The sequence below is a fragment of the Thermocatellispora tengchongensis genome, assembly GCF_014202315.1.
Classification (GTDB): Bacteria; Actinomycetota; Actinomycetes; order Streptosporangiales; family Streptosporangiaceae; genus Thermocatellispora; species Thermocatellispora tengchongensis.
Genome location: NZ_JACHGN010000026.1, coordinates 15065 through 35390, shown reverse-complemented (window position 1 = coordinate 35390; position 20326 = coordinate 15065). Strand labels below are relative to the sequence as shown.

Below are 20326 nucleotides of genomic sequence, written 5' to 3'. Positions count from 1 at the left end.
GGCCGCCCTGGTCACGATCGCCGCGGGCTGATCGCGGGTCGCGGGGTGCGGACCGCGCCGCGCCATCGAACCTGCTGCGGCCAGTCCGCCGGTACGCCCACGCCAGCCCGGCCCGATTCCCTACGCTGCTGTCGCGTCCTCACTCGCCGGCGAAGTGAAGGAGAGGCCGTGACGGAGCCGATCGAGCTGTCCAGCCGCCGCCTGCCCGGGGGAGTCGTGGTGATCTCGGTGGCCGGTGAGCTCGACGCCCACACCGGGCGGCATCTGGAGGCGTACCTCGGCACGGTGCGGGAGCGGCCGGACGACCGGCTGGTCATCGACCTGTCGGAGGTGCCGTTCCTGGACAGCGGCGGGCTGCGGGTCCTGCTCGACGCGCACGTCCGGGCCCGCGAGCACGCCAGCCGCGTCCACCTGGCCGCGCCGCGGCGGCAGGCCGCCCGGGTGCTCACGCTCACCCGCGCCGACCGCTACCTGCGGGTGCACGAGACCGTGGACGAGGCCGTGAGCGCCGCGCTCGCCGACGCCCCCGGGGAGGACCCCGGCGGCACCTCCTGACCGGCCAAAACGCTCCCTCCTGTTACCTCTCTTGCCCCGGGGGCAGAAGGAAGGCCGCCGTACTGGAGCGGGAGGTGGGCGGAACGTGGACATCGGCGGGCACGTGGCGGCGCTGGGCGGCGGCCCCGGGGCCGATCGGCGGTTGTGGCGCATCAGCGACGATCTGGGCGCCCTGCGCGCGCAGGTGCGCACCTTCGCCGGCCGGGCCGGGCTGTCCGGCGACCGGCTCGACGATCTGGTGCTCGCGGCCAACGAGGCGGCGGTCGGCGTGCTGACGCAGGGCGGGGGAGGACTGCTGACGGCCGGGGCCGACCCGCTCGGCGTGAGCGTGGACGTGCTCGGCGGGGAGGCCGGCCCGCGCACCGGCCTGCTGTTCGGCCCTCCCGGCCCCGGGCCCGGCCGCGGCGGCCTGTGGCTGATCCAGGAGTTGTGCGACGAGGTGAGCCTCGACGACCTCGGCGGCCGCCTCCGCCTCACCATGTTCGTCGCCCGCCGCTGACCCGGGCTCCGGACGCGGAGGAAGTGCCGGTGGCGGTGCCGCAGGGCGCGTTCCACGCCATGCTCGACGTGTCGGGCGGCGGCGAGAACGGGCGCGAGGACGGGCGCGCGTTCGGCCGCCGCCTGATCGCCGAGCACGGCGTCGCGGTCGCACCCGGCGGCGCGTTCGGCGAGAGCGCACTCGGCATGGTCCGCACCTCCCTGGCCGCGGCCCCCGCGTCCCTGGAGACCGCGGTCACCCGCATCACCCGCGCGCTCGGCGCGAGCCCGCCGGGCTGAGCCCGCGCGGCATCACGGACGTGCGGCAGGCACATGCGGCGCGGGCACGCGGCGGCACATGCGGCACGGACCCTGTGGCGCCGACGTGTGGCGCGGTATGCGGCGCACGTTCGGCGCCGGACGTGCGGTCGGACATCGGCACGGGCGTGCGGCGCGTCCGGCGGGGCTCCGGGTGGGACCGATATCGCCTACGCCGATGGCCGGTGGGTCAGCGTTCGCCCTTGGGGCCCTCGGCGCGGTCGGTGCGCTTCTGCGGGCGCTGGGTCTCGTCCTGCCGCAGGATCTCGTTGGCGCGCTGGGTCGCCTCCTTGTCGCCGAGCCCTTCGTCCTCCAGTTGCTTGCGCAGCCGGCGGCGCTGCACCTCGTACTGGTGGCTGCCGGGTCGTGGCATGGCGGCTCACCCCCTCTCCTCGCCGTGCCCGGCCCGCCTACCCGGGGGCGGTGAGCAGTACACCTCCAGGCCGTCGAGCAGGCAGCGCAGCCCGAACTCGAAGCGGCGCTCGGAGACGCGCGCCACCTCGGTGTCCTGCCCCTCCTCGGCGGTGAGCTGGGCGGCCAGCAGGGGGTGGGCGGCGGTGGCCCGGCGGAGGTAGCCGCGCCAGTCGTCCGGGGTCGTACGGGTGGCGCGCAGCACGCCCTGCCAGGAGACCTCGGCCATGACCGCCCCGATCACGTGGTCGTTGACCGCCGCGAGCGCGTCGGTGAGCGAGGGCGCCCCGGCGCGCCGCAGGATGGTGAGCACCCGTTCCGACAGGGCCAGGGCGTTCGGGCCCACGTTGGGCACCCGGGCGGGAAGGGTGAGCGCCCACGGGTGGCGCAGCAGCACGGCGCGCTGGGCGCGGGCGCAGGCCGCCAGCTCCTCGCGCCAGCCGGGACCCTCCTCGGCTGCGGGCGACGGGGCCAGGTCCTCGCCCAAGCCCTCGCTCAGCGCCTCGCCCAGGACCTCGTCCAGGGCCAGTTCCAGCAATTCATCCTTGGTGCGCACATACCAGTACAGCGACCCGACCGTGGCCCCGAACTCGGCCGCCAGCTTGCGCATGGACAGGGCGTCGAGGCCGTGGGCGTCGAGGATCTCGATCGCGCGCCGGGTCATCAGCTCGCGGCTGATGCGGCGGTCGCGGCTCTGCCGGGGTGGTCTCAGCCAGACGGACACGGGCTCAGCCTAGCGGTCATTGAACATTGCTCAGTACTATTGAGCAGTGTTTAATGTCGGGCATGGACATCCATGTGACCGAGTGGGGCTCCGGACCGCCCGCCGTGTTCGTGCACGGTGTGCTCACCTGGGGCGCCGACGAGTTGTACGGCTTCGCCGCGCAGCGCCCCCTGGCCGCCCGGCACCGGCTGCTGCTCATGGACCGCAGGGGCCACGGGCGCAGCCCCGACGTCGGCGGCGCGTACGGCACCGACTACGAGGTGGACGCCGCCGACATCGAGGAACTGCTCGGCGAGGGCGCGCACCTGGTCGCGCACTCCTACGGCGCGGCCGGGGCGATGCTCGCCGCCGTACGCCGCCCCGAGCTGGTGCGCTCGCTGACGCTCATCCACCCCGGCGTGCTGCGGCCCGCCGAGGAGCATCCGGTGATCGCCGAGACGCTGCGCCGCAACCGCCGCGCCACCGCCGAGCTGCCGCCTGACCTCACCCCGGCCGACTACCTGCGCCTGTCGGTCGCCGGGGTCGGCATGCCGGTCCCCGAGGCCACGCCGGAGCGGCTGCGCGCCGCGCGCTCCGCCATGCGCGAGCGCCCCTGCTGGGACGCCGACATCCCGCTCGGCCCGCTCGCCGCGATGCCCTGCCCCAAGCTGGTCATCTCGGGCACCTGGGATGGCGCGCCGGAGGAGTACCGCAAGCTCGCGGGCGAGCCGCTGATGGTCGCGGCGGAGTTCATCGCCTCCCGGATCGGCGCCGGGCACGTGACCGTGCCCGGCTACTACCCGCACGTGCAGGAGCCGGGCCTGGTCAACGCGGCCATCGAGGACCTGTGGCGCGCGTAGGGCCACGCGGGTCCGCCTCTCCGGCGGGTCGCCGGGCGCGGAATGCGGGAGCGCGGAACGCGGGGCCGCGGGTCAGCGCGCGGGCGGGATGTTGCGGTTGAAGCGGAACATGTTGCCCGGGTCGTACGCCGCCTTCAGCGCGGCCAGGCGCTCGTAGGCGCCGGGCGCGTAGCCGGCGCGGCTCTGGGCCTCGCCCGCTTCCTCGCCGTAGCCGTACAGGAAGGCCAGGTTGTGGCCCAGCGTCCAGGGCGCCAGCGCGCGGCGGGCGAGCGCGAGCCGGTCGCGCACCTCGTCGGGGCCGGTGCCGCCGGGGCCGTGCCCGGAGATGATCCGCACCGCGAACTCCGCCTCCCGGTGGCCAAGCGCGGCCGGGCCGTCCTTGCGCAGGGCGCCGCCGAGGTGGCGGATGTCCACCACGCACGGGACGGGGGAGCCGGGCCCGGCCGCCTCCAGCAGCGCGCGCAGCCCCTCGGGGGCGAGCCGTGAGAGCAGGGCGTTGGTGGCGGCGTACGCGTGGGGGTGGTCGGGGTCGGCGTGGATCGAGCCGCACTCGGCGTACGGCATGGCGCGCAGGTCGTCCCGGAGCGCCGGGCCGATGGCGCGCAGCGGGGCGACCAGCCGCTCGCCCTCGGCGGCGGGCCCGCAGTACGCGATCCGGAAGGAGGCCGTGTAGCGGCCCCGCAGCGGGGCGGGCACCTGCGGGATGTCGGGCAGGCCGAGAAGGGTGACCGAGGAGGTCATCTCCTCCGGCACGCCGGCGCTCCACTGCCGCCAGGTCTCCAGCGCCTCCTCCACGAGCGGCGCGTCGAAGACGAGCTGACCCCCGTATAGCGTGGGGACCGGGAACAGCTCGCACTCCAGGGCGGTGACCACGCCGAAGTTGCCGCCGCTGCCGAGCACCGCGCCGAACAGCTCATCGTCCGGCTCCAGCCGGCGGGCGCGGCCGTCGGCGGTCACGATCTCGACCGCCCGCACGTGGTCGGCCGCGTAGCCGTGGCGGCGGGCCAGCAGCCCGAGCCCGCCGCCGAGCGTGTAGCCGACGACGCCCACCGAGGGCGAGGACCCGTTGAGCGGCGCGAGGCCGTGCCGCGCCGCCGCCTCGATCACCGCGCCCGCGCGCACCCCCGCCGCCACCCGGGCGACCCGGGTGTCCGGGTCTACGCGCAGCCCGTTCATCCGGCGCGTGCCGATCAGCACTCCGCCCTCGGTGGCCGCGGACAGGCCGTGCCCGGTCGCCTGCACGGCCACGCCCAGCCCTCGCCGTCCCGCGTACGCCACCGCCGCCCGCACGTCCTCCGCGTCCGCGGCGCCGACCACCAGCGCGGGGCGGTGCGCGTAGGCGGTCTGGAAGCCGGAGACCTCCTCCTCGTAACCCTCGTCACCCGGACGGAAGACCGGCCCGGTGAATCGCGTGTCGTTCCCCATGCGGCCAGGATGTCAGCGGCCCGCACCATAAGTCCAAGAGCAGGTCATGCTGCGATCTAGAATCACCGATTATGGAACTCCGGCAGCTTCGGTACTTCGTCACCGTGGTGGACGAGGGCGGGTTCACCCGGGCCGCCGCCCGCCTGCACCTCGCGCAGCCGGGCCTGAGCGCGCAGATCCGCCGGCTCGAACGGGAGCTGGGCCACCCGCTGCTGGACCGTTCCGGCAGGTCGGTCACGCTGACCGAGGTGGGCGAGGCCGTCCTGCCGCACGCCCGCGCCGCGCTCGCCGCCGCCGACGCCATGCGGCAGACCGTCGCCGAGTTCGCCGGGCTGCTGCGCGGCCACGTCACGATCGGCCTGGTCAGCGGGGCCGCCACGCACGACCTCGACGTGGCCGCCGTCCTGGCCCGCTTCCACGACGACCATCCGGACGTCGAGATCACCCTGACCGAGGACTCCTCCGACCGCATGCTCGCCGCCCTGCACCGGGGCGAGCTGGACGTCGCCCTCGTCGGGCTCACCGGGGAGGACCCACCGCCCGGGACCGGCCTTCAGGTGGTCCTCGACGTGCCGGTCTTCGCCGCGGTGGCCCCCGGCGACCCGCTCCTCGCCGGCGGCGCCGGCGCCGTGCCGCTGGCGGCGTTGCGCGACCGGGCGCTGATCAGCCTGCCGCGGGGGACCGGGCTGCGCGGGGTGCTGGAGCGAGCCTGCGCCGAGGCCGGGTTCCGGCCCCGGATCGCCTTCGAGGCCGCCGCGCCGCCGCTGCTGGCCCGGCTGGCCGCGCTCGGCCTCGGCGTCGCGGTGCTGCCGGGGCTGACGGCCGAGGAGGCGCAGGGGTTCGGCGTGCGCGCGCTGGCGCTCACCGACCCCGCGCCCCGCGGCCGGATGGCGCTCGCCTGGCGGGCCGCCGGTCCTGCGGGCCCGGCTGCCCGCGTCCTGCTGACGCGGCTTCGCGCCGCCTTCCCGGTGCCACACTGAGCCTGTCGAGCCCCCGGGGCATCGAGCACGAACTCACAGTGCACCGGGGCGGGCGGCCAGCCGCGCGCCCAGGTGCGCGTGCGTGCCGAGCAGTGTCGTACGCCAGGCCGCCGCCGTACGCGCGACCGCGCCGACCGAGGAGCTGCAGCACAGCCGCGAGCGCCAGGTCACCGGCGTGGCCGAGGAGCGGCGCCGGCTGCGCCGCGACCTGCACGACGGGCTGGGCCCCACCCTGGCGGCCGCGGCGCTGAAGGTGCAGGCGGTGCGCAACCTGATGGCCCGCGACCCCGGCACCGCCCGCGAGGCCCTGGACCAGGTCCGGGCGGACCTCGGCGGCATGCTGGGGGACGTGCGGCGGCTCGTGCACGGCCTGCGGCCTCCCGCCCTGGACCAGTTCGGCCTGGCCGGCGCGCTGCGGTACGAGGCCGGCCGGTTCCGAGACGACCGCCCCGTCTACCGCGACGGCCTGCGCATGCTGCTCGACTCCACCGGCCAGGCCGAGGTGGTGGGCACCGCCGCCGACGGGGAGGAGGCGGTCGCCGAGGCGGCCCGGCTGCGGCCCCAGGTCGTGGTGATGGACCTGCGGATGCCACGCCTGGACGGCGTGCGGGCCACCGAGCGGATCGTCGCCGGCTGCCCCGGCACCCATGTGCTCCTCCTGACGATGCACGAGGACGACGAGAGCGTCTTCGCCGCCATGCTCGCCGGCGCCCGCGGCTACCTGCTCAAGGGGGCCGGCCAGACCGAGATCCTGCGCGCGATCACGGCGGTGGCCGGCGGTGAGGTGATCTTCGGCCCGGCGCTGGCGGAACGGATCACACGTTACTTCGCCAGGCTCGCCGCCGCCGCGCGCCCGCCCCGCGAGGAGCCCTTCCCGCAGCTCACCGCGCGGGAGCGGGAGATTCTCGACCTCATCGCGGCCGGGCTGTCCAACCGGCTGATCGCCGAGCGGCTGTCGCTGTCGCCGAAGACGCTGCGCAACAACGTCTCCAACGTCTTCGCCAAGCTCCAGGTCGCCGACCGCGCCCAGGCCATCGTCCAGGCCCGCCAGGCGGGCCTGGGCCGGTGACCGCCGGGAACCGGCCCTCGGTCTCGTAGACCCTCAGCGGCGACGCGAACCCGGCCGCGTCGCCCCGTCTCGCCAGGTTGACCTGCTCGCGACCATTACGCGGCGAACCCGCTTGAACGTATTCCCATATGGGCATATGATCGGGGCATGGCACGAGCACCGACGACGACCGACGCGTTCAACGCAGTGGCCGAGCCTCGGCGCCGGCAGATCCTCGACATCCTCATCGGCGGGGAGCGCTCGGTGACCGACCTCGTTGACCTGCTCGGGCTGGCTCAGCCGCAGGTGTCCAAGCACCTGCGGGTGCTGCGCGAAGTGGGTCTGGTGGACGCGCGCGACGACGGGCGGCAACGGCTGTACCGGCTCAACGGGCACGCGCTCAAGCCGATCCACGACTGGGTCACCAAGTACGAGCAGACCTGGTCGGAACGGTTCGAGCAGTTGGACGCCGTACTGGAAGAACTCAAGAACGAGGAGGAATGAGATGACGAGCACGACGAGCACGACGAGCGCCACCGGGACCGCGATCGTCACCCTGCCTGCCGACGAGCAGATCCTGATCACCCGCGAGTTCAACGCCCCCAAGCGCCTGGTCTACCGCGCGTGGACCACGCCGGACCTGGTCAAGCGGTGGTGGGCCGGGCACCGCGGCACCATGACCAGCGTCGAGATCGACCTGCGGGTCGGCGGCAGGTGGCGCTACGTGATGACCGTCAACGACGGCGCCGAACTGGCCTTCCACGGCGAGTACCGCGAGATCGTCCCCGAGGAGCGGATCGTCACCACCGAGATGATGGAGACGCCCGGCGTCCCGGACTCCGACGAGGGCGCGCCGGTGAACACCATCACCTTCACCGAGCACGACGGACGCACCACGCTCACCCTCCTGACGCAGTGCCGGGACAAGGGGCTGCGCGACATGATCCTCGCCTCCGGAATGGAGGTCGGCATGCAGGAGCAGATGGACCTCCTCGAAGAACTCGCGCTCTCCCTCCGCTGATGTAACCACCCGGTCGCACCGATCACCCCGGGTGGCGTCGATGCCGGCCGCCCGGGGTGTTCCGTGCTGCGCGCGATCACCCCGGACAGCGCAGCGACCAGTCCGAAGAGAAAGGAATTCCGATGGCGCAACAGACCTCCTCCGCGGTGCCCACCACCGCGCCCGGCGCAGTGCCCGCCAAAGTGCCCGCCACTGGCCGCTTGCTCGCCTGCGGAGTCGTGGCCGGGCCGCTGTTCCTCGTGGTGTGGTTCGCCCAGGCCGTGACCCGCGACGGCTTCGATCTCACCCGGCATCCCCTGAGTCTGCTCAGCCTCGGCGATCTGGGCTGGATACAGATCACCAACTTCGTGCTCGCCGGCGCGCTGTTCGTGGCATCGGCCGTCGGACTGAGACGGCGTCTTCACCCGGGACGAGGCCACCGATGGGGGCCGATCCTGGTCGGCCTCAACGGAATCGGGCTCATCATGGCGGGGATCTTCCCCACCGACCCAGGCGCCGGTTTCCCGCCGGGCGCCCCGGCCGGCGCCCCCGAGATGAGCCTGCACGGCATGCTGCACGAGCTCGGTTTCGTGATCACCCAGGTGGCGTGGTTCGCCGCCTGCGTGGTGTTCGCCCGGCGATTCTCCGGCCTCGGCGACAAGAAGTGGGCGCGGACGTGCGCCGCCGCACCGGTCGCGGTTCTCCTCGTCCTCGCGGTACCGCACATGGACAGCCTCAGCGTGCGACTCGTCCTGGCCACGGCGATCCAGTTCGGGCTTCTCGCCGCGCTCGCCCGGCACCACAACCGAGCGTGATCGTCCCCGTCCTCGGCTCCGGGGGCCGGCCGCGCCACAATTGGGGCATGCACGGGGACGGGCGGGAGAGGCCGATGCGGGTTGAGGTCCCGGGCGCGTACCGGACCGCCGGCGCGGGGGAACGGGTCGCGCTGTTGCAGCGCAAGCTGCTGGAGGAGACCGGCGAGTACCTCGGGGAGGGGACCCCGGAGGAACTCGCCGGCATCCTGGAGGTCGTGTACGCCCTGGCCGCGGAGCGGCACGGCCTCGGCCGCGAGGACCTGGAGAGCGTCCGTGCGGCCAGGGCCGCCGCGCGCGGCGGCCTCACCCGCGATACCGTCCTGCGCGACGAGCCGCCGCCGGTTCGCCACAGCGTGCGCGCCGTCCTGCTCGACGGCGACGACCTCGTGCTGTTCCGGCGGGTACGCCCCGGCCGCGCGCCGTACTGGATCACCCCCGGCGGGCGGATCGAGCCCGGCGACGCCTCGCCGGAGGCGGCGCTGCGCCGGGAACTGGACGAGGAGCTGGGCGCCACCACGGGCCCGGTGCTCCCACTGGTCACGCTCGGGGAGCCGGGCGCGCGCTACTCCGTCTTCGCCTGCCGCCTGCGCTCCCTGGACCTGTCGCGGCGTACCGGCCCGGAGTTCGACGACCCGGCGGCGGGCACGCACGAGATCCGGCGCGTCCCGTGCACGCCCGAGGCCATCCGCGCGGTCGACCTCGTCCCCGAGGCCCTGGCCGGGTTCCTGGCCGCCAACGCCGCCGCGATCCCCGCGCTCCTGGACGCCGCGACCGCCCCGGGCCGCTACCGCCCGGTCGTGGACGTCCACCTGCTGCTGGTGGACGGCGAGAAGGTGCTGCTCGGGCGGCGCCGCGACACGGGCTACGCGGACGGGGAGTGGCACATCATGCCCTCCGGGCACCTGGAGGAGGGCGAGTCGGTCCTCGACACCGCCGTGCGGGAGGCGAGGGAGGAGCTGGGCGTGCGGGTGAGCCCGGCGGACATCGAGCCGGCGCACGTCATGCACCACCGCAACGCCGGAGGAACGGCGCGGATCGGGCTGTTCTTCGTCTGCCGCCGCGGCTACGGCACCCCGGTCAACGCCGAGCCGCACAAGTGCGCCGAACTCGGCTGGTTCCCCGCGGACGCGCTGCCGCCGGACACGGTCCCGTACGCCGCCGCCGGCGTCCGCGCCGTGGCCGAAGGGCGCGGCTTCTCGCTGCACGGCTGGCACACCCCGTCCCCGGCCGAGCTGCGGGCCGAGGCCGCCCGCGCGGGATACGGCGAACTGGCCGTCGCCGTCGTCGCCCGGCGCGGCGACGCCGTCCTGGTGCTCTCCGACGCCGAGACCGACCGCCTGCCGTCCCGGCTCCTGGCACCCGGCGAGTCCCTGGAGGCGGCCCTGGAGAAGGCGCTGGAGAAGGCGCCGTACGCCGGGCCGCGTTTCGTCCGCGCCGAGGACTACGTGCCCGTCACGGGCGGTCAGGGGCGCAGGTTCTACTTCGCCGCCGAGATCCCCGAGGGGGCGCCGATCCCGCCCCTGGCCCGGCTGCTGCCCGCCGCCGCCCTCGCCGAGGCCCGGCTGCCCGTCGCGGAGCGGCACGCCGTCCGCGACGCGCTGGCCGGCGACATGCGCGCACGTCGTTGACCCGGCCCCGCCCAGGCGCGGCAGTAGCATCGTCCGCATGGGCGAGAGCGGGGAGCGTGGGGTACGCCTGGCGACCGCGGCGGGCAGACGGCTCGGACTCCGCGTGGAGGAGCCGCGGGTCCTGCACGACGTGTTCAACACGCTGGTCCACCTGGCGCCCGCCCCGGTCGTGGTCCGCGTCCCATCGCTGACGTTCGCCTCCGCCGCCGAGCAGGAGGCCAGGCAGCGCCGTGAGCTGGCCGTGGTGTCCTGGCTCGCCGACCGGGGCGCCCCGGTCGTGCCGCCCAGCCCGCTGGTGCCCCGCGAGCCGGTCCCATGCGAGGACACCTCCCTGACCTTCTGGCAGTACGTCGAGGAGGTCGATCCGATCGCCGCCGCGCCTCCCGGCACGCTGGAGGAGCGCTTCGCCGAGCAGACCGCCTGGACCGTCCGGCTGCACCGCGAGATGGCCGGCTACCCCGGCGAGCTGACCGTGCTGGCCCCGCTGGTGCCCGGCGCGAAGACGGCGCTGGCCGAGCTGCGCGCCCGCCCTCACGTGCTCGCCTCCGGCGGGCTCACCCTCGCCGACCTGGACCGCGCCGAGCGCGAGTACGCCGAGGTGGAGGCCCTGGCCGCCGACTTCACCGGGCACTTCCCCGGCGCCCGCGTGCAGGCGGTGCACGGCGACTGCCCGTCGTTCAACGTGCTGCGCACCGCGCACGGCCACCTGTTCTGCGACTTCGAGGACGTGACGCTGGCCCCGGTCGAGTGGGACCTGGCCGGCCTGGGCCCGAGCGCGCTCGACCGTTACGAGCAGGCGGGCGGCAGGCGGGTGGACCGCGCCCTGCTGACGCTCATGGAGGGCGTCAGAATGCTCCAGGTGGTCGCGGCCCTGGCGTTCGCGTCGAAGATGCCGGACCTGGCCGCGATGCTGGCCGACACGCTGCGGCAGTGGCGCGTGAGACCCCCGCTCTCCCTGGACGCGACCGGTTAGCGTCCGTCCAGGCGGCGGTGACGGGCGTGGCCACCGAGCGCCACGGCCGAGCGGTCAGGAGGCGGTCAGGAGGCGGTCAGGCGAGCGCGGCGTTCAGGTTGCGGCTGCGCAGGTAGTTCTGGATCAGAAGCTGGACGAGGTGGGCGACGAGGGCTTCGACGACCACGACGGCCGCCTTGGCCAGCAGCGAGCCGAGGAAAGCAGGCATTGGGAGAACCTCACAGGGGACGATGTGCGTCTGTCGCAATGCTCGCTGGTCAGGGGTTACGGCGCAGGCGCGAGTCCGGTCACATTTGGTGAACGTTCGATGAACGATGTGACCCCTGGTCAAGGCTCGGTCAAGGGGCGGCCACGGGGTGGCCGGTGACCGGGCAACAACCGGCCAAGGCCCTGCTCAAGGTGGATGAAGGGCCGATCAGGGGCCGATCAGGGTGAGCAGGCGGCGCACCTGGGGTGGCGGGTCGTGCAGCTCGATCCGGCCTTCGCGGCGCATGAGGAGCAGCGTGCGCAGGCCCGCCACGTCGATGAACGTCACGTCGGCGAGGTGAACGGGCAGCGGCTCCCCGCCCGCGCGGGGGGCGGCCGGGGGATGGGCCAGGGTCCTGGCCAGGGCGGCGGTGTTGGATGCGTCGATCTCGCCGAGCAGGCGGATCGCCGGCGGGGCCGGGGGCACGGTGCAGGTGATGCGCAGCCGCTCTTCCGCGTGCAGCACGCGGGCGGGCGTCGCGCGGGAGGACGCGGCGTGGTGGCGTGCGACGACGCTCTCGCTGGTCACGGTGGGCCTGCGAGCGGGCGTGGGATGACGGGCATCGGTCCCCTTACTGCCTCGGGTGCTCTGGGACGGTGACAGCCGCTCAGGCCAGACTAAGCGCCGAACGGCGTTACCGGAAAGGTGCTTCGCTAAAGGATCTTCAGGTGATTCGCCCCGGCCCTGACCCGGCCCGATCGATCGCGACGGTCAGCCCGCGGATCTCGTACCCGCCGATCTCGTCCTTGAAGGAGACGCGCGGGGCCGTGGCCATCCGGATGCCCTCCAGGGCGAAGAGCCGGCTCAGGAAGACGTCGGTCTCCAGGATCGCGATGCCCGCCCCGGGGCACCGGTGCGCGCCGTCGCCGAACGACAGCGCCGCCGCGCCCGCGCCCGTGCCGGCGTCGATGGGACGGCCGGGGCGCACCGCCAGCGGGTCGGGGCCGACCGCGCCGGGGTCGGTGTTGGCCGCGTCCACGAACACCTCGACCAGCTCGCCCGCCGGCACCGTGACCGGGCCGTCGGCGCCGGTCAGCTCCAGCGCGGCCGTGGTGCGCCGCTTCAGCCGCGCCACCACCGGTTCCAGCCGCAGGATCTCGTTCAGGATGGCCAGGCGCTCGGGCTCCTCGCCCGCGCGGTACCTCTTCAGCAGCGCGTCGTCGGTGAACAGGTGCCAGGCCGCGACACAGATGAACTCGCGCGTGGTGACCATGCCCGCCGCGGCGAAGGTCAGGCACTCGCCCAGGATCTCGGCGGCCGAGCATCCCTCGGCGATCAGGTGCGAGATGACGTCGTCGCGGGGCTCGCGGCGGTGCGCCCTGATGGCCGGCCGTACGTCGGCGAGGTAGATGCTCAGCCAGTTGACGTTCTGCCGCATCATCCAGTACAGGCCGTGCGGGCTGGTGAGCCCCGGCCTGCCGAACTTCTCCGGGAAGAAGCGCTCCAGCCTGCGCCGGATCCCCGGCCTGCTCTCGGTGAGGCCGACGACGGCGCCGACCACCTCGATCGCCATGCCGAAGCTCAGCTCGGAGAGCTGGGCCTCGCCCGCCTCGCGCAACCTGGCCAGTTGCCTCTCGGCGGCGCGCACCATCAGGCCGCGGTACTGCTCGTCCACCCGGCGGGGGGTGAAGTGGCGCGCGGTCTGGCGCCGGTGCTCGCGGTGCTCGGGCCCGTCGCGGTACAGGACGGGGCGCCGCACCTTGGCGGGCAGCTTCTCGACGGTCTCGATGCCCAGCCCGGCCTGGACGGTGCCGGTGCTGCGCAGCACGGCACGGGCCTGGGCGTACCCGCGGACCTGCCAGGTGCCGTCGGCGGCGCGGGCGACCGGGCACGAGCCCAGGGCGCCGGGGCGCCTGATCTTGCGGGTGTCGCCGCTGTCGTCGCTCACTCCGGAACGTCTCCGTCTCCACGGCACCGGCTGCGCGTCGGGCGTCCGGTCGGGGCATCCGAGCGCGATCATACGTTCCCGGGCGCCACGGGAAAAGAAAACCCACTAAACAAGTAGGACTTGACGGGAATGCGGGTGGCGTGCTGGAGTGGATGGCGTCCACGATCGCCAGAAAGGGCCGGCCAACCATGCCTGTGGAGTTCCTCGGGATCGGCGGCACCAACGACGGCTCGGAGATCGCGCCGCGTTCGGGCCCCTCCTTCGACAAGCAGTACACGCTCAAGCTGGCGCGCGCCCACCACGACCACGGGTGGGACCGCGTGCTGTTCGCCTACGGCTCGGGGACGCCCGACCCCGCCCAGGTGGCCGCGTACGTCGCCGCGCACGTGCCGGGCCTGCAGATCCTGCTCGCCCACCGGCCGAACGTGTCCTATCCGACGTACGCGCTGAAGACCTTCGCCACCCTGGACCAGATCAGCGAGGGGCGGCTGACCGTCCACTTCATCACCGGCGGCAGCGACCACGAGCAGCGGCGTGAGGGCGACGTCCTGACCAAGGACGAGCGCTACGCCCGCACCCGGGAGTACATCCAGATCGTCAAGAAGGGCTGGACCAGCCGCACCCCCTTCGACCACGAGGGCGAGCACTACTCCTTCCGCGACTTCGTCTCCGACGTCTTCCCGGTGCAGCGGCCCCGGCCGCGGATCTCCTTCGGCGGGTCGTCCCCCGCCGCGTACGCCGCGGGCGGGGCCGAGGCCGACATCTACTGCCTGTGGGGCGAGCCCCTGGCCGAGACCGCGCAGCAGATCGCCGCGGTCAAGGAGGCGGCGCGGGCGGCGGGGCGTACCGACGTGCCGCGGTTCCAGGTGGCCTTCCGGCCCGTCATCGCCCCGACCGAGGAGCTGGCCTGGGAGAAGGCGCACCGCATCCTCGCCGCGCTGCGCAGCGCCGGCGCGGGCCTGCGCACGCCGTCCGGCCCGCCGCAGAACGCCGGCTCGCGCCGCCTGCTGGAGGTCGCGGCCACGGGAGAGCGGCACGACCGGGCCCTGTGGACCGCGACCGCCGCGGCGACCGGCGGCGCGGGCAACTCCACCGCCCTGGTCGGCACCCCGGAGACGGTCGCGGCGGCCCTGCTCGACTACTACGACCTCGGCGTGGAGATCCTCTCGGCCCGCGGTTACGACATCCTCGGCGACGCCATCGACTTCGGCCGCCACGTCATCCCCATCGTGCGCGAGGAGGTCGCCAAGCGCGACCGCGAGGCCGCCGAGCGGGCCCGGGTGGCCGCCGAGCGGGCCAAGGCGTCGGTCCCGCAGGCGCGGATACCGCTGACACGATGACGCTCCCCCGCATCGAGAGCGCCCCCGCCCGCCACGACGAGGGGCCCGCGCCGAAGGTCGTCCCCGCCCGGCACCTGTTACGGTGGCCGGCCGCGCTCGGAGTCCTGATCCTGCTCGCGATGGCGGCCAACGCGCTGGTCACCAACCCCGCCTGGGAGTGGGACGTCGTCGGCGCCTACCTGTTCGCGCCGTCGGTGGTCCGCTCGGTCCTGCTCACCCTGGAGCTCACCGCGCTCGGCATCGTGCTGGGCTTCGCCCTGGGCACGGTGCTCGCGCTGATGCGCCTGTCGCCCAACCCGCTGCTGTCCTCGGCGGCGTTCGGCTACGTGTGGCTGTTCCGGTCGCTGCCGCTGATCCTGCAACTGCTGTTCTGGTACAACCTGGCGCTGCTGTATCCGCGGCTGTCGTTCGGCATCCCGTTCGGGCCCGGCTTCTTCGACATCGGCACCATGGACCTGGTCAGCCCGCTGGCCGCGGCCACGCTCGGGCTGGCGCTGCACCAGGCGGCCTACGCCGCCGAGATCGTGCGCGGCGGCCTGCTGTCGGTGGACCCGGGCCAGCGCGAGGCCGCCGCCGCGCTCGGCATCCCGCGCGCCCGCAGGTTCTTCCGCATCATCCTGCCGCAGGCGATGCGCTCCATCGTGCCCAACGCCGGCAACGAGATCATCGGCCTGGTCAAGGGCACCTCGGTGGTGTACATCATGGCGCTGCCCGAGCTGTTCTACCAGGTGCAGGTGATCTACAACCGCAACGGCCGGGTGATGGCGCTGCTGCTGGTCGCGGCCATCTGGTACCTGATCCTGACCACCGTGCTCTCGATCGCGCAGCACTACGTCGAGCGCCACTACGGACGGGGGCGCGCGTGAGCGTGGCGATGGTGGAGCTGCGCGGGGTGCACAAGAGCTTCGGCTCCCTGCACGTGCTGCGCGGCGTGGACCTGGACGTGGGCCGGGGCGAGGTCCTGGTCGTCCTCGGGCCCTCGGGCTCGGGCAAGTCCACGCTGCTGCGCACCATCAACCACCTGGAGAAGGTGGATCGCGGCACCGTCCGCGTGGACGGCGAGCTGCTCGGCTACCGCAGGTCCGGCGACCGCCTGTACGAGCTGCGCGAGCGCGAGATCCTGCGCCGGCGTACGCAGATCGGGTTCGTCTTCCAGAACTTCAACCTCTTCCCGCACCTCACCGTGCGGCAGAACATCACCGAGGCCCCGGTGCACGCCCAGCGCCGGCCCCGCGCCGAGGCCGACGCCCTGGCCGTCCGGCTGCTGGAGCGCGTCGGCCTGGCCGACAAGGCGGACGCGTACCCGGGCACGCTCTCCGGCGGGCAGCGGCAGCGCGTCGCCATCGCCAGGGCCCTGGCCCTGGAGCCCAAGGTGCTGCTGTTCGACGAGCCCACCTCGGCACTCGACCCGGAGCTGGTCGGCGAGGTCCTGTCGGTGATGAAGGACCTGGCCGGCGGCGGCACCACCATGATCGTCGTCACGCACGAGATCGGGTTCGCCCGCGAGGTGGCCGACACGGTCGCGTTCATGGACGCCGGCCGCGTCCTTGAGCTCGGCCCGCCCGCCCAGGTGCTCGACGACCCCGCCCACGAGCGCACCCGGGCCTTCCTCACCAAGGTCCTGTAGTCCCGCCCCCTCACGGCCCGCAACGGCCCGAAACGGCCCGTCACACCAAGGATTGTCATGCGCCTTCCCTCCGCGCGCCTCGCGCTGCCCGCGTTACTGCTCCTGACCGCCCTCGCCGCCTGCGGCGAGGAGCCCTCCCTGGCCCCGAAGGGCGCGGCGTCGAGCGAGCCGGCCCCGCAGGTGTCCGGCCGCACGATCAACGTCGGGCCCGACCAGGACCGGATCACCACCCCCAAGGTGGACGCCATCGCCGCCAAGGTGCCCGCCGCCATCGCCGAGGACGGCGCGCTGACGGTCGGCTTCAGCGCGGAGGGCGCCGCGCCGCTGGTGTTCGCCGCCACCGACGACACCACGCTGATCGGCGTGGAGACCGACATCGCCCACCTGGTCGCCGACGTGCTCGGCCTCAAGGTGGACGCGCAGACCAGCTCCTGGGAGAACCTGTTCCTGGCCGCCAGGTCGGGCAAGTACGAGATCGTCTTCAACAACGTCACCGTCACCGAGGAGCGCAAGGACATCTACGACTTCGCGACCTACCGGGTGGACCAGCTCGGCTGGCAGGTGATCGACTCCAGCCCGATCCGGCGCATCGACAAGCCCGCCGACATCGCCGGGCTGCGCGTCTCGGTGGGCTCGGGCACCAACCAGGAGAAGATCCTGCTCGACTGGGACAAGCAGAACCGGGCCGCCGGGCTCAAGCCGGTGGAGATCCAGTACTACGAGAAGTACGGCGACGTGCTGCTCGCGCTGAAGTCCGGCCGCGTCCAGGCGTACTTCGGGCCCAACCCGACCATCGCCTACAACATCGCGGTCAGTGGCGGCTCCAGGATCGTCGGCACCGCCTCCGGCGCCGGCCCCGGCCTCCAGGGCCTCATCGCCGCGATGACCAAGAAGGACAACGGCCTGATCGAGCCGGTCGCCGAGGCGCTCAACGAGGTGATCGAGAACGGCTCGTACGCCAAGGTGCTGGACCGGTGGGGCCTGGCGAACGAGGCCGTCCCGGAGTCGCGGATCAACCCGCCCGGCCTGCCCAGGCAGGCGGGATGAGCGCGCTGTCGTACACCGTGCGGCTGGTCGGCGCGGAGGACGCCGTGGTGGCGCCCCTCCTCGCCGGCCTGCACGAGGAGTACACCACCCGGTACGGCCCCAACGACGAGCTGAACCGGTACCCCGCCCGGGAGTTCGCCCCGCCGCACGGCGCCTTCCTGGTCCTGGTGGCGGGGGACGAGACCGTCGCGGGCGGGGCGTTCCGCCGCTACGACGAGCGGACCGCCGAGCTGAAGCGGGTGTGGACCCATCCCGGCCACCGCCGCCGCGGGCTCGGGGCCGCGGTGGTCCGGGAGCTGGAACGGGAGGCGGCGCGCCGGGGGTACCGCAGGATCTACCTCACCACCGGCCCGCGCCAGCCCGAGGCCGCCGCCCTCTACCTGGCCTGCGGCTACGAGCCCCTGTTCGACCCGCACGACCGCGCCGGGCTGAAGGCCCTGCCCTTCGCCAAGGCACTGTGACGCCCGGCCCTCGCGAGGGTTCACCGCGAGGTCAGGACCGGCTCCGTCGGGGTCAGCTCGTCCAGGTCAGCCCGTCCAGGTTGACCACGATCGCCTCCTGCGTGCTGCGCGCGATCACCACGATCGCCTCCACCTCGGGGTCGGGGTTCTCCTCCCGGTGCGGCACGTAGGGCGGCACGAAGATGTAGTCGCCCGGCCGGGTGTCGATCCGCACCTCCACCGGCCGGTCCCCCTCGACGTCGAGGAAGACGAACGACGGGGTGCCGGAGACGACGTAGATCGCGGTCTCCGACTCGCCGTGGTGGTGGTTGGCCGAGACGGTGGCGGGCGCGACGTGGGTCTGCCCCATCCACAGCCGGCTGGAACCGACGGTGGCGCCGCTGATCGCGGCCCGCCGGCGCATGCCGCCGGTCTGCGCCGTCTCCGTGGTCAGCCCGGCCGGGGCGATGTGGTGCAGCTTGCGGTGGAACGGGTCGGCGGGGATGCCGGGGATGTCAACGGGCATCGGGGCCTCCATGGACGGCGGGTGGTCGGTGCTCGGGCGCCGGCGGTCACCGGGGTGGTCACCCCACATCGTGGTACGTCGGCAGGCGCGCCGGCCACCCGCCTGGCCCGCGAGCAGGGCCCGGCCGGCCCTCACGCCGGGTAGGCGTGCGTCTCGGCGGCCTTGAGCGAGGCCCACACCTCGCGGCCGGGGGCCAGGTCCAGCTCGGCGACCGCGGCGGGGGTGATGTCGGCCACGGCGGTGATCGGCCCCTCCAGATGGACGCGTACGTTGTCGCCGTGCCGCTCGATGCCGTCGATCCGGGCCCGCCACAGGTTGCGCGGGCTGCCGTCGGGACGGGTGCGGTACAGGGCCACGGCGGCGGGGGAGAAGGCGACGAACGCGGGGCCCTCGACCTGCTCGACGGTGCTGAAGGCCAGCTCGCCGACCTTGATCCGGGCCCCGTCGCCGAGGCCGCGGTAGAGGTTGAGCCCGACCAGGCGGGCGACGTAGTCGGTGCGCGGGCGGCGGGCCACCTCGCCGGGCGCGCCCTGCTGCACGATCGCGCCGTGCTCGATCACGATCAGCCGGTCGGCCAGCACCATCGCGTCCAGCGGGTCGTGGGTGACCAGCACGGTCGCGCCGTCGAAGTCGGCCAGGTGGCGGCGGAGCCGGGAGCGGATCTCCAGGCGGGTGTGGGCGTCCAGGGCGGCCAGCGGCTCGTCCAGCAGCAGCAGGCGCGGGCGCACGGCCAGCGCGCGGGCGAGGGCGACCCGCTGGGCCTGCCCTCCGGAGAGCTGCCGCGGCCGGGCCGCCGCGTGCGCGGCGAGGCCGACGCGCTCCAGCAGCTCGGCGGCGGTACGCCGGGCCTCGGCGCGGGACGCGCCCTGGCAGCGCGGGCCGAAGGCCACGTTGTCCAGGGCGGACAGGTGCGGGAAGAGCAGGTAGTCCTGGAAGACCATGCCGATCGGGCGGTGCTCGGCCGGCAGCGTGTGCAGCGGCCGGCCGTCCAGGACGATCTCGCCCTCGGACAGGGCGAGCAGCCCGGCCAGGGCGCGCAGCGCGGTGGTCTTGCCCGCGCCGTTCGGGCCGAGCAGCGCCACGACCTCGCCGGGGGCGACCTCCAGGGTGATGTCCAGGGTGAAGGCGGGCCGGGTGACGACCAGGCGGGCGTGCAGGGTCATGGCGCGGCCACCCAGCGGTCGCGCAGGCCGGCCAGGATCGCCACCGAGACCGCCAGCAGCACGAGGCTGAGCACGATGGCGGCCTCGGGCTCGGTCTCCAGGGCCAGGTAGACGGCCAGCGGCATGGTCTGGGTGGTGCCGGGGAAGTTGCCGGCGAAGGTGATGGTGGCGCCGAACTCGCCCAGCGCCCGCGCCCAGCACAGCACCGCGCCGGCGACCACGCCGGGCATGATGAGCGGCAAGGTGACGCGGCGGAAGACGGTCCAGCGGGAGGCGCCCAGGGTGGCGGCGGCCTCCTCGAAGCGGCGGTCGGCGGCGCGCAGCGCGCCCTCGACGCTGATCACCAGGAACGGCATCGCCACGAACGCCTCGGCGACGATGACGCCCGCGGTGGTGAAGGGCAGGGTGACGCCGAACGTCGCCTCCAGCCACTGCCCCACCAGGCCGCGCCGGCCGAGGACGAGCAGCAGGGCGACGCCGCCGACCACCGGGGGCAGCACCAGCGGGACGGTGACCAGGGCGCGCACCAGCCGCCGCCCGGGGAACTCCACCCGGGCCAGCAGCCAGGCCAGGGGCACCCCGAGCAGGAGGCAGGCGGCGGTGGCGACGGTGGCGCTCACCAGCGACAGCCGCAGCGCCTCCAGCACCTGCGGCTCGGCGAGCCGCTGCAGCAGTGTGGACCAGGGGGCCCGGATCAGCAGCCCGGCCAGCGGCAGCACCAGGAAGGCCAGCCCGAGCACGGCGGGTGCCACCAGCATCCACGGCAGCCGTCCGGAGACCTCCCGGCCCCCCGTACGCGCCGCGCCCGCCCCGCCGCCGGGGGCGGGGCGCGAGCCCTGCGAACCGCTCATCGGG

25 protein-coding genes are annotated in these 20326 nt (G+C 74.2%); 16 read left to right on the top strand and 9 right to left on the bottom strand.

What is annotated here, in order from left to right; translation table 11 throughout:
- Positions 1-168 precede the first annotated feature (168 nt).
- The 3 genes from HNP84_RS42460 (at position 169) to HNP84_RS42450 (ending at position 1332) form a co-directional block, all read left to right on the top strand.
- Positions 169-555: an STAS domain-containing protein gene (locus tag HNP84_RS42460; protein WP_185055757.1), complete on the top strand. Its 387-nt coding sequence runs from the start codon at positions 169-171 to the stop codon at positions 553-555.
- Between the two features lie 85 nt (positions 556-640).
- A complete protein-coding gene (locus HNP84_RS42455; RefSeq protein ID WP_185055756.1) occupies positions 641-1054 on the top strand; it encodes an ATP-binding protein in 414 nt (137 codons plus the stop codon).
- A 29-nt stretch (positions 1055-1083) separates the two neighbouring features.
- On the top strand, positions 1084-1332 hold the full coding sequence (locus tag HNP84_RS42450; protein ID WP_185055755.1) for a hypothetical protein: 249 nt from the start codon (positions 1084-1086) through the stop codon (positions 1330-1332).
- Between the two features lie 208 nt (positions 1333-1540).
- Here HNP84_RS42450 and HNP84_RS42445 read toward each other — a convergent pair whose 3' ends face one another.
- On the bottom strand, positions 1541-1723 hold the full coding sequence (locus HNP84_RS42445; protein WP_185055754.1) for a hypothetical protein: 183 nt from the start codon (positions 1721-1723) through the stop codon (positions 1541-1543).
- Between the two features lie 6 nt (positions 1724-1729).
- On the bottom strand, positions 1730-2485 hold the full coding sequence (locus HNP84_RS42440; RefSeq protein ID WP_185055753.1) for a TetR/AcrR family transcriptional regulator: 756 nt from the start codon (positions 2483-2485) through the stop codon (positions 1730-1732).
- A 62-nt stretch (positions 2486-2547) separates the two neighbouring features.
- Here HNP84_RS42440 and HNP84_RS42435 point away from each other — a divergent pair, with 62 nt between their 5' ends.
- Positions 2548-3324 carry an alpha/beta fold hydrolase gene (locus HNP84_RS42435; RefSeq protein WP_185055752.1) on the top strand — a complete coding sequence of 259 codons (777 nt, stop codon included), beginning with the start codon at positions 2548-2550 and terminating at the stop codon, positions 3322-3324.
- Positions 3325-3396: 72 nt separating this feature from the next.
- Here HNP84_RS42435 and HNP84_RS42430 read toward each other — a convergent pair whose 3' ends face one another.
- The gene (locus HNP84_RS42430) at positions 3397-4749 is read right to left on the bottom strand and encodes an FAD-binding oxidoreductase (RefSeq protein WP_185055751.1); all 1353 of its coding nucleotides are present in this window, start codon (positions 4747-4749) and stop codon (positions 3397-3399) included.
- 71 nt (positions 4750-4820) lie between these two features.
- Here HNP84_RS42430 and HNP84_RS42425 point away from each other — a divergent pair, with 71 nt between their 5' ends.
- The 7 genes from HNP84_RS42425 (at position 4821) to HNP84_RS42390 (ending at position 11193) form a co-directional block, all read left to right on the top strand.
- Positions 4821-5729: a LysR family transcriptional regulator gene (locus HNP84_RS42425; protein ID WP_185055750.1), complete on the top strand. Its 909-nt coding sequence runs from the start codon at positions 4821-4823 to the stop codon at positions 5727-5729.
- Between the two features lie 82 nt (positions 5730-5811).
- Positions 5812-6798 (top strand): response regulator, encoded by a 987-nt coding sequence (locus HNP84_RS42420; RefSeq protein ID WP_312926931.1) that lies wholly within the window; start codon positions 5812-5814, stop codon positions 6796-6798.
- 147 nt (positions 6799-6945) lie between these two features.
- Positions 6946-7281: an ArsR/SmtB family transcription factor gene (locus tag HNP84_RS42415; protein WP_185055749.1), complete on the top strand. Its 336-nt coding sequence runs from the start codon at positions 6946-6948 to the stop codon at positions 7279-7281.
- A gap of 1 nt (position 7282) precedes the next feature.
- Complete coding sequence (locus HNP84_RS42410) at positions 7283-7798, top strand: SRPBCC family protein (protein ID WP_185055748.1); 516 nt, start codon at positions 7283-7285, stop codon at positions 7796-7798.
- 122 nt (positions 7799-7920) lie between these two features.
- Positions 7921-8592 (top strand): DUF998 domain-containing protein, encoded by a 672-nt coding sequence (locus HNP84_RS42405; protein ID WP_185055747.1) that lies wholly within the window; start codon positions 7921-7923, stop codon positions 8590-8592.
- 74 nt (positions 8593-8666) lie between these two features.
- Complete coding sequence (locus HNP84_RS54250) at positions 8667-10220, top strand: NUDIX domain-containing protein (protein WP_246519352.1); 1554 nt, start codon at positions 8667-8669, stop codon at positions 10218-10220.
- A gap of 37 nt (positions 10221-10257) precedes the next feature.
- Positions 10258-11193, top strand: a complete 936-nt coding sequence (locus HNP84_RS42390) for a phosphotransferase (protein ID WP_185055746.1) — start codon at positions 10258-10260, stop codon at positions 11191-11193.
- Positions 11194-11269: 76 nt separating this feature from the next.
- On the opposite strand, the gene HNP84_RS55590 is transcribed toward HNP84_RS42390, so the two are convergent.
- From HNP84_RS55590 to HNP84_RS56510, 3 genes are all read right to left on the bottom strand, one after another.
- Positions 11270-11401: a hypothetical protein gene (locus tag HNP84_RS55590; protein ID WP_281396449.1), complete on the bottom strand. Its 132-nt coding sequence runs from the start codon at positions 11399-11401 to the stop codon at positions 11270-11272.
- A gap of 207 nt (positions 11402-11608) precedes the next feature.
- Positions 11609-11968 carry an STAS domain-containing protein gene (locus HNP84_RS56515; RefSeq protein ID WP_185055745.1) on the bottom strand — a complete coding sequence of 120 codons (360 nt, stop codon included), beginning with the start codon at positions 11966-11968 and terminating at the stop codon, positions 11609-11611.
- 136 nt (positions 11969-12104) lie between these two features.
- Positions 12105-13328 (bottom strand): cytochrome P450, encoded by a 1224-nt coding sequence (locus HNP84_RS56510; protein ID WP_221337442.1) that lies wholly within the window; start codon positions 13326-13328, stop codon positions 12105-12107.
- Between the two features lie 188 nt (positions 13329-13516).
- On the opposite strand from HNP84_RS56510, the gene HNP84_RS42375 reads away from it, so the two are divergent.
- From HNP84_RS42375 to HNP84_RS42355, 5 genes are read left to right on the top strand one after another with little or no spacing between them, the layout of a single operon-like run.
- On the top strand, positions 13517-14668 hold the full coding sequence (locus HNP84_RS42375) for an LLM class flavin-dependent oxidoreductase (RefSeq protein WP_185055743.1): 1152 nt from the start codon (positions 13517-13519) through the stop codon (positions 14666-14668).
- A complete protein-coding gene (locus HNP84_RS42370; protein ID WP_185055742.1) occupies positions 14665-15534 on the top strand; it encodes an amino acid ABC transporter permease in 870 nt (289 codons plus the stop codon). The genes HNP84_RS42375 and HNP84_RS42370 overlap by 4 nt, the downstream gene beginning before the upstream one ends.
- A gap of 8 nt (positions 15535-15542) precedes the next feature.
- The gene (locus HNP84_RS42365) at positions 15543-16295 is read left to right on the top strand and encodes an amino acid ABC transporter ATP-binding protein (protein WP_185055856.1); all 753 of its coding nucleotides are present in this window, start codon (positions 15543-15545) and stop codon (positions 16293-16295) included.
- Positions 16296-16352: 57 nt separating this feature from the next.
- A complete protein-coding gene (locus tag HNP84_RS42360) occupies positions 16353-17342 on the top strand; it encodes an ABC transporter substrate-binding protein (protein WP_185055741.1) in 990 nt (329 codons plus the stop codon).
- On the top strand, positions 17339-17803 hold the full coding sequence (locus HNP84_RS42355) for a GNAT family N-acetyltransferase (protein ID WP_185055740.1): 465 nt from the start codon (positions 17339-17341) through the stop codon (positions 17801-17803). Before HNP84_RS42360 ends, HNP84_RS42355 begins: the two co-directional genes overlap by 4 nt.
- A 52-nt stretch (positions 17804-17855) precedes the next feature.
- Here the strand turns inward: HNP84_RS42355 and HNP84_RS42350 are convergent, their stop codons facing one another.
- The 3 genes from HNP84_RS42350 to HNP84_RS42340 all read right to left on the bottom strand — a co-directional run bounded on the left by HNP84_RS42350 (position 17856) and on the right by HNP84_RS42340 (position 20322).
- Entirely contained in the window at positions 17856-18308 is a 453-nt protein-coding gene (locus HNP84_RS42350) for a cupin domain-containing protein (RefSeq protein ID WP_221337441.1), read from the bottom strand.
- Between the two features lie 131 nt (positions 18309-18439).
- Positions 18440-19471, bottom strand: coding sequence for an ABC transporter ATP-binding protein (locus HNP84_RS42345; RefSeq protein ID WP_185055738.1), 1032 nt, complete (start codon positions 19469-19471; stop codon positions 18440-18442).
- A complete protein-coding gene (locus HNP84_RS42340; RefSeq protein WP_185055737.1) occupies positions 19468-20322 on the bottom strand; it encodes an ABC transporter permease in 855 nt (284 codons plus the stop codon). Before HNP84_RS42340 ends, HNP84_RS42345 begins: the two co-directional genes overlap by 4 nt.
- Positions 20323-20326: the final 4 nt, after the last annotated feature.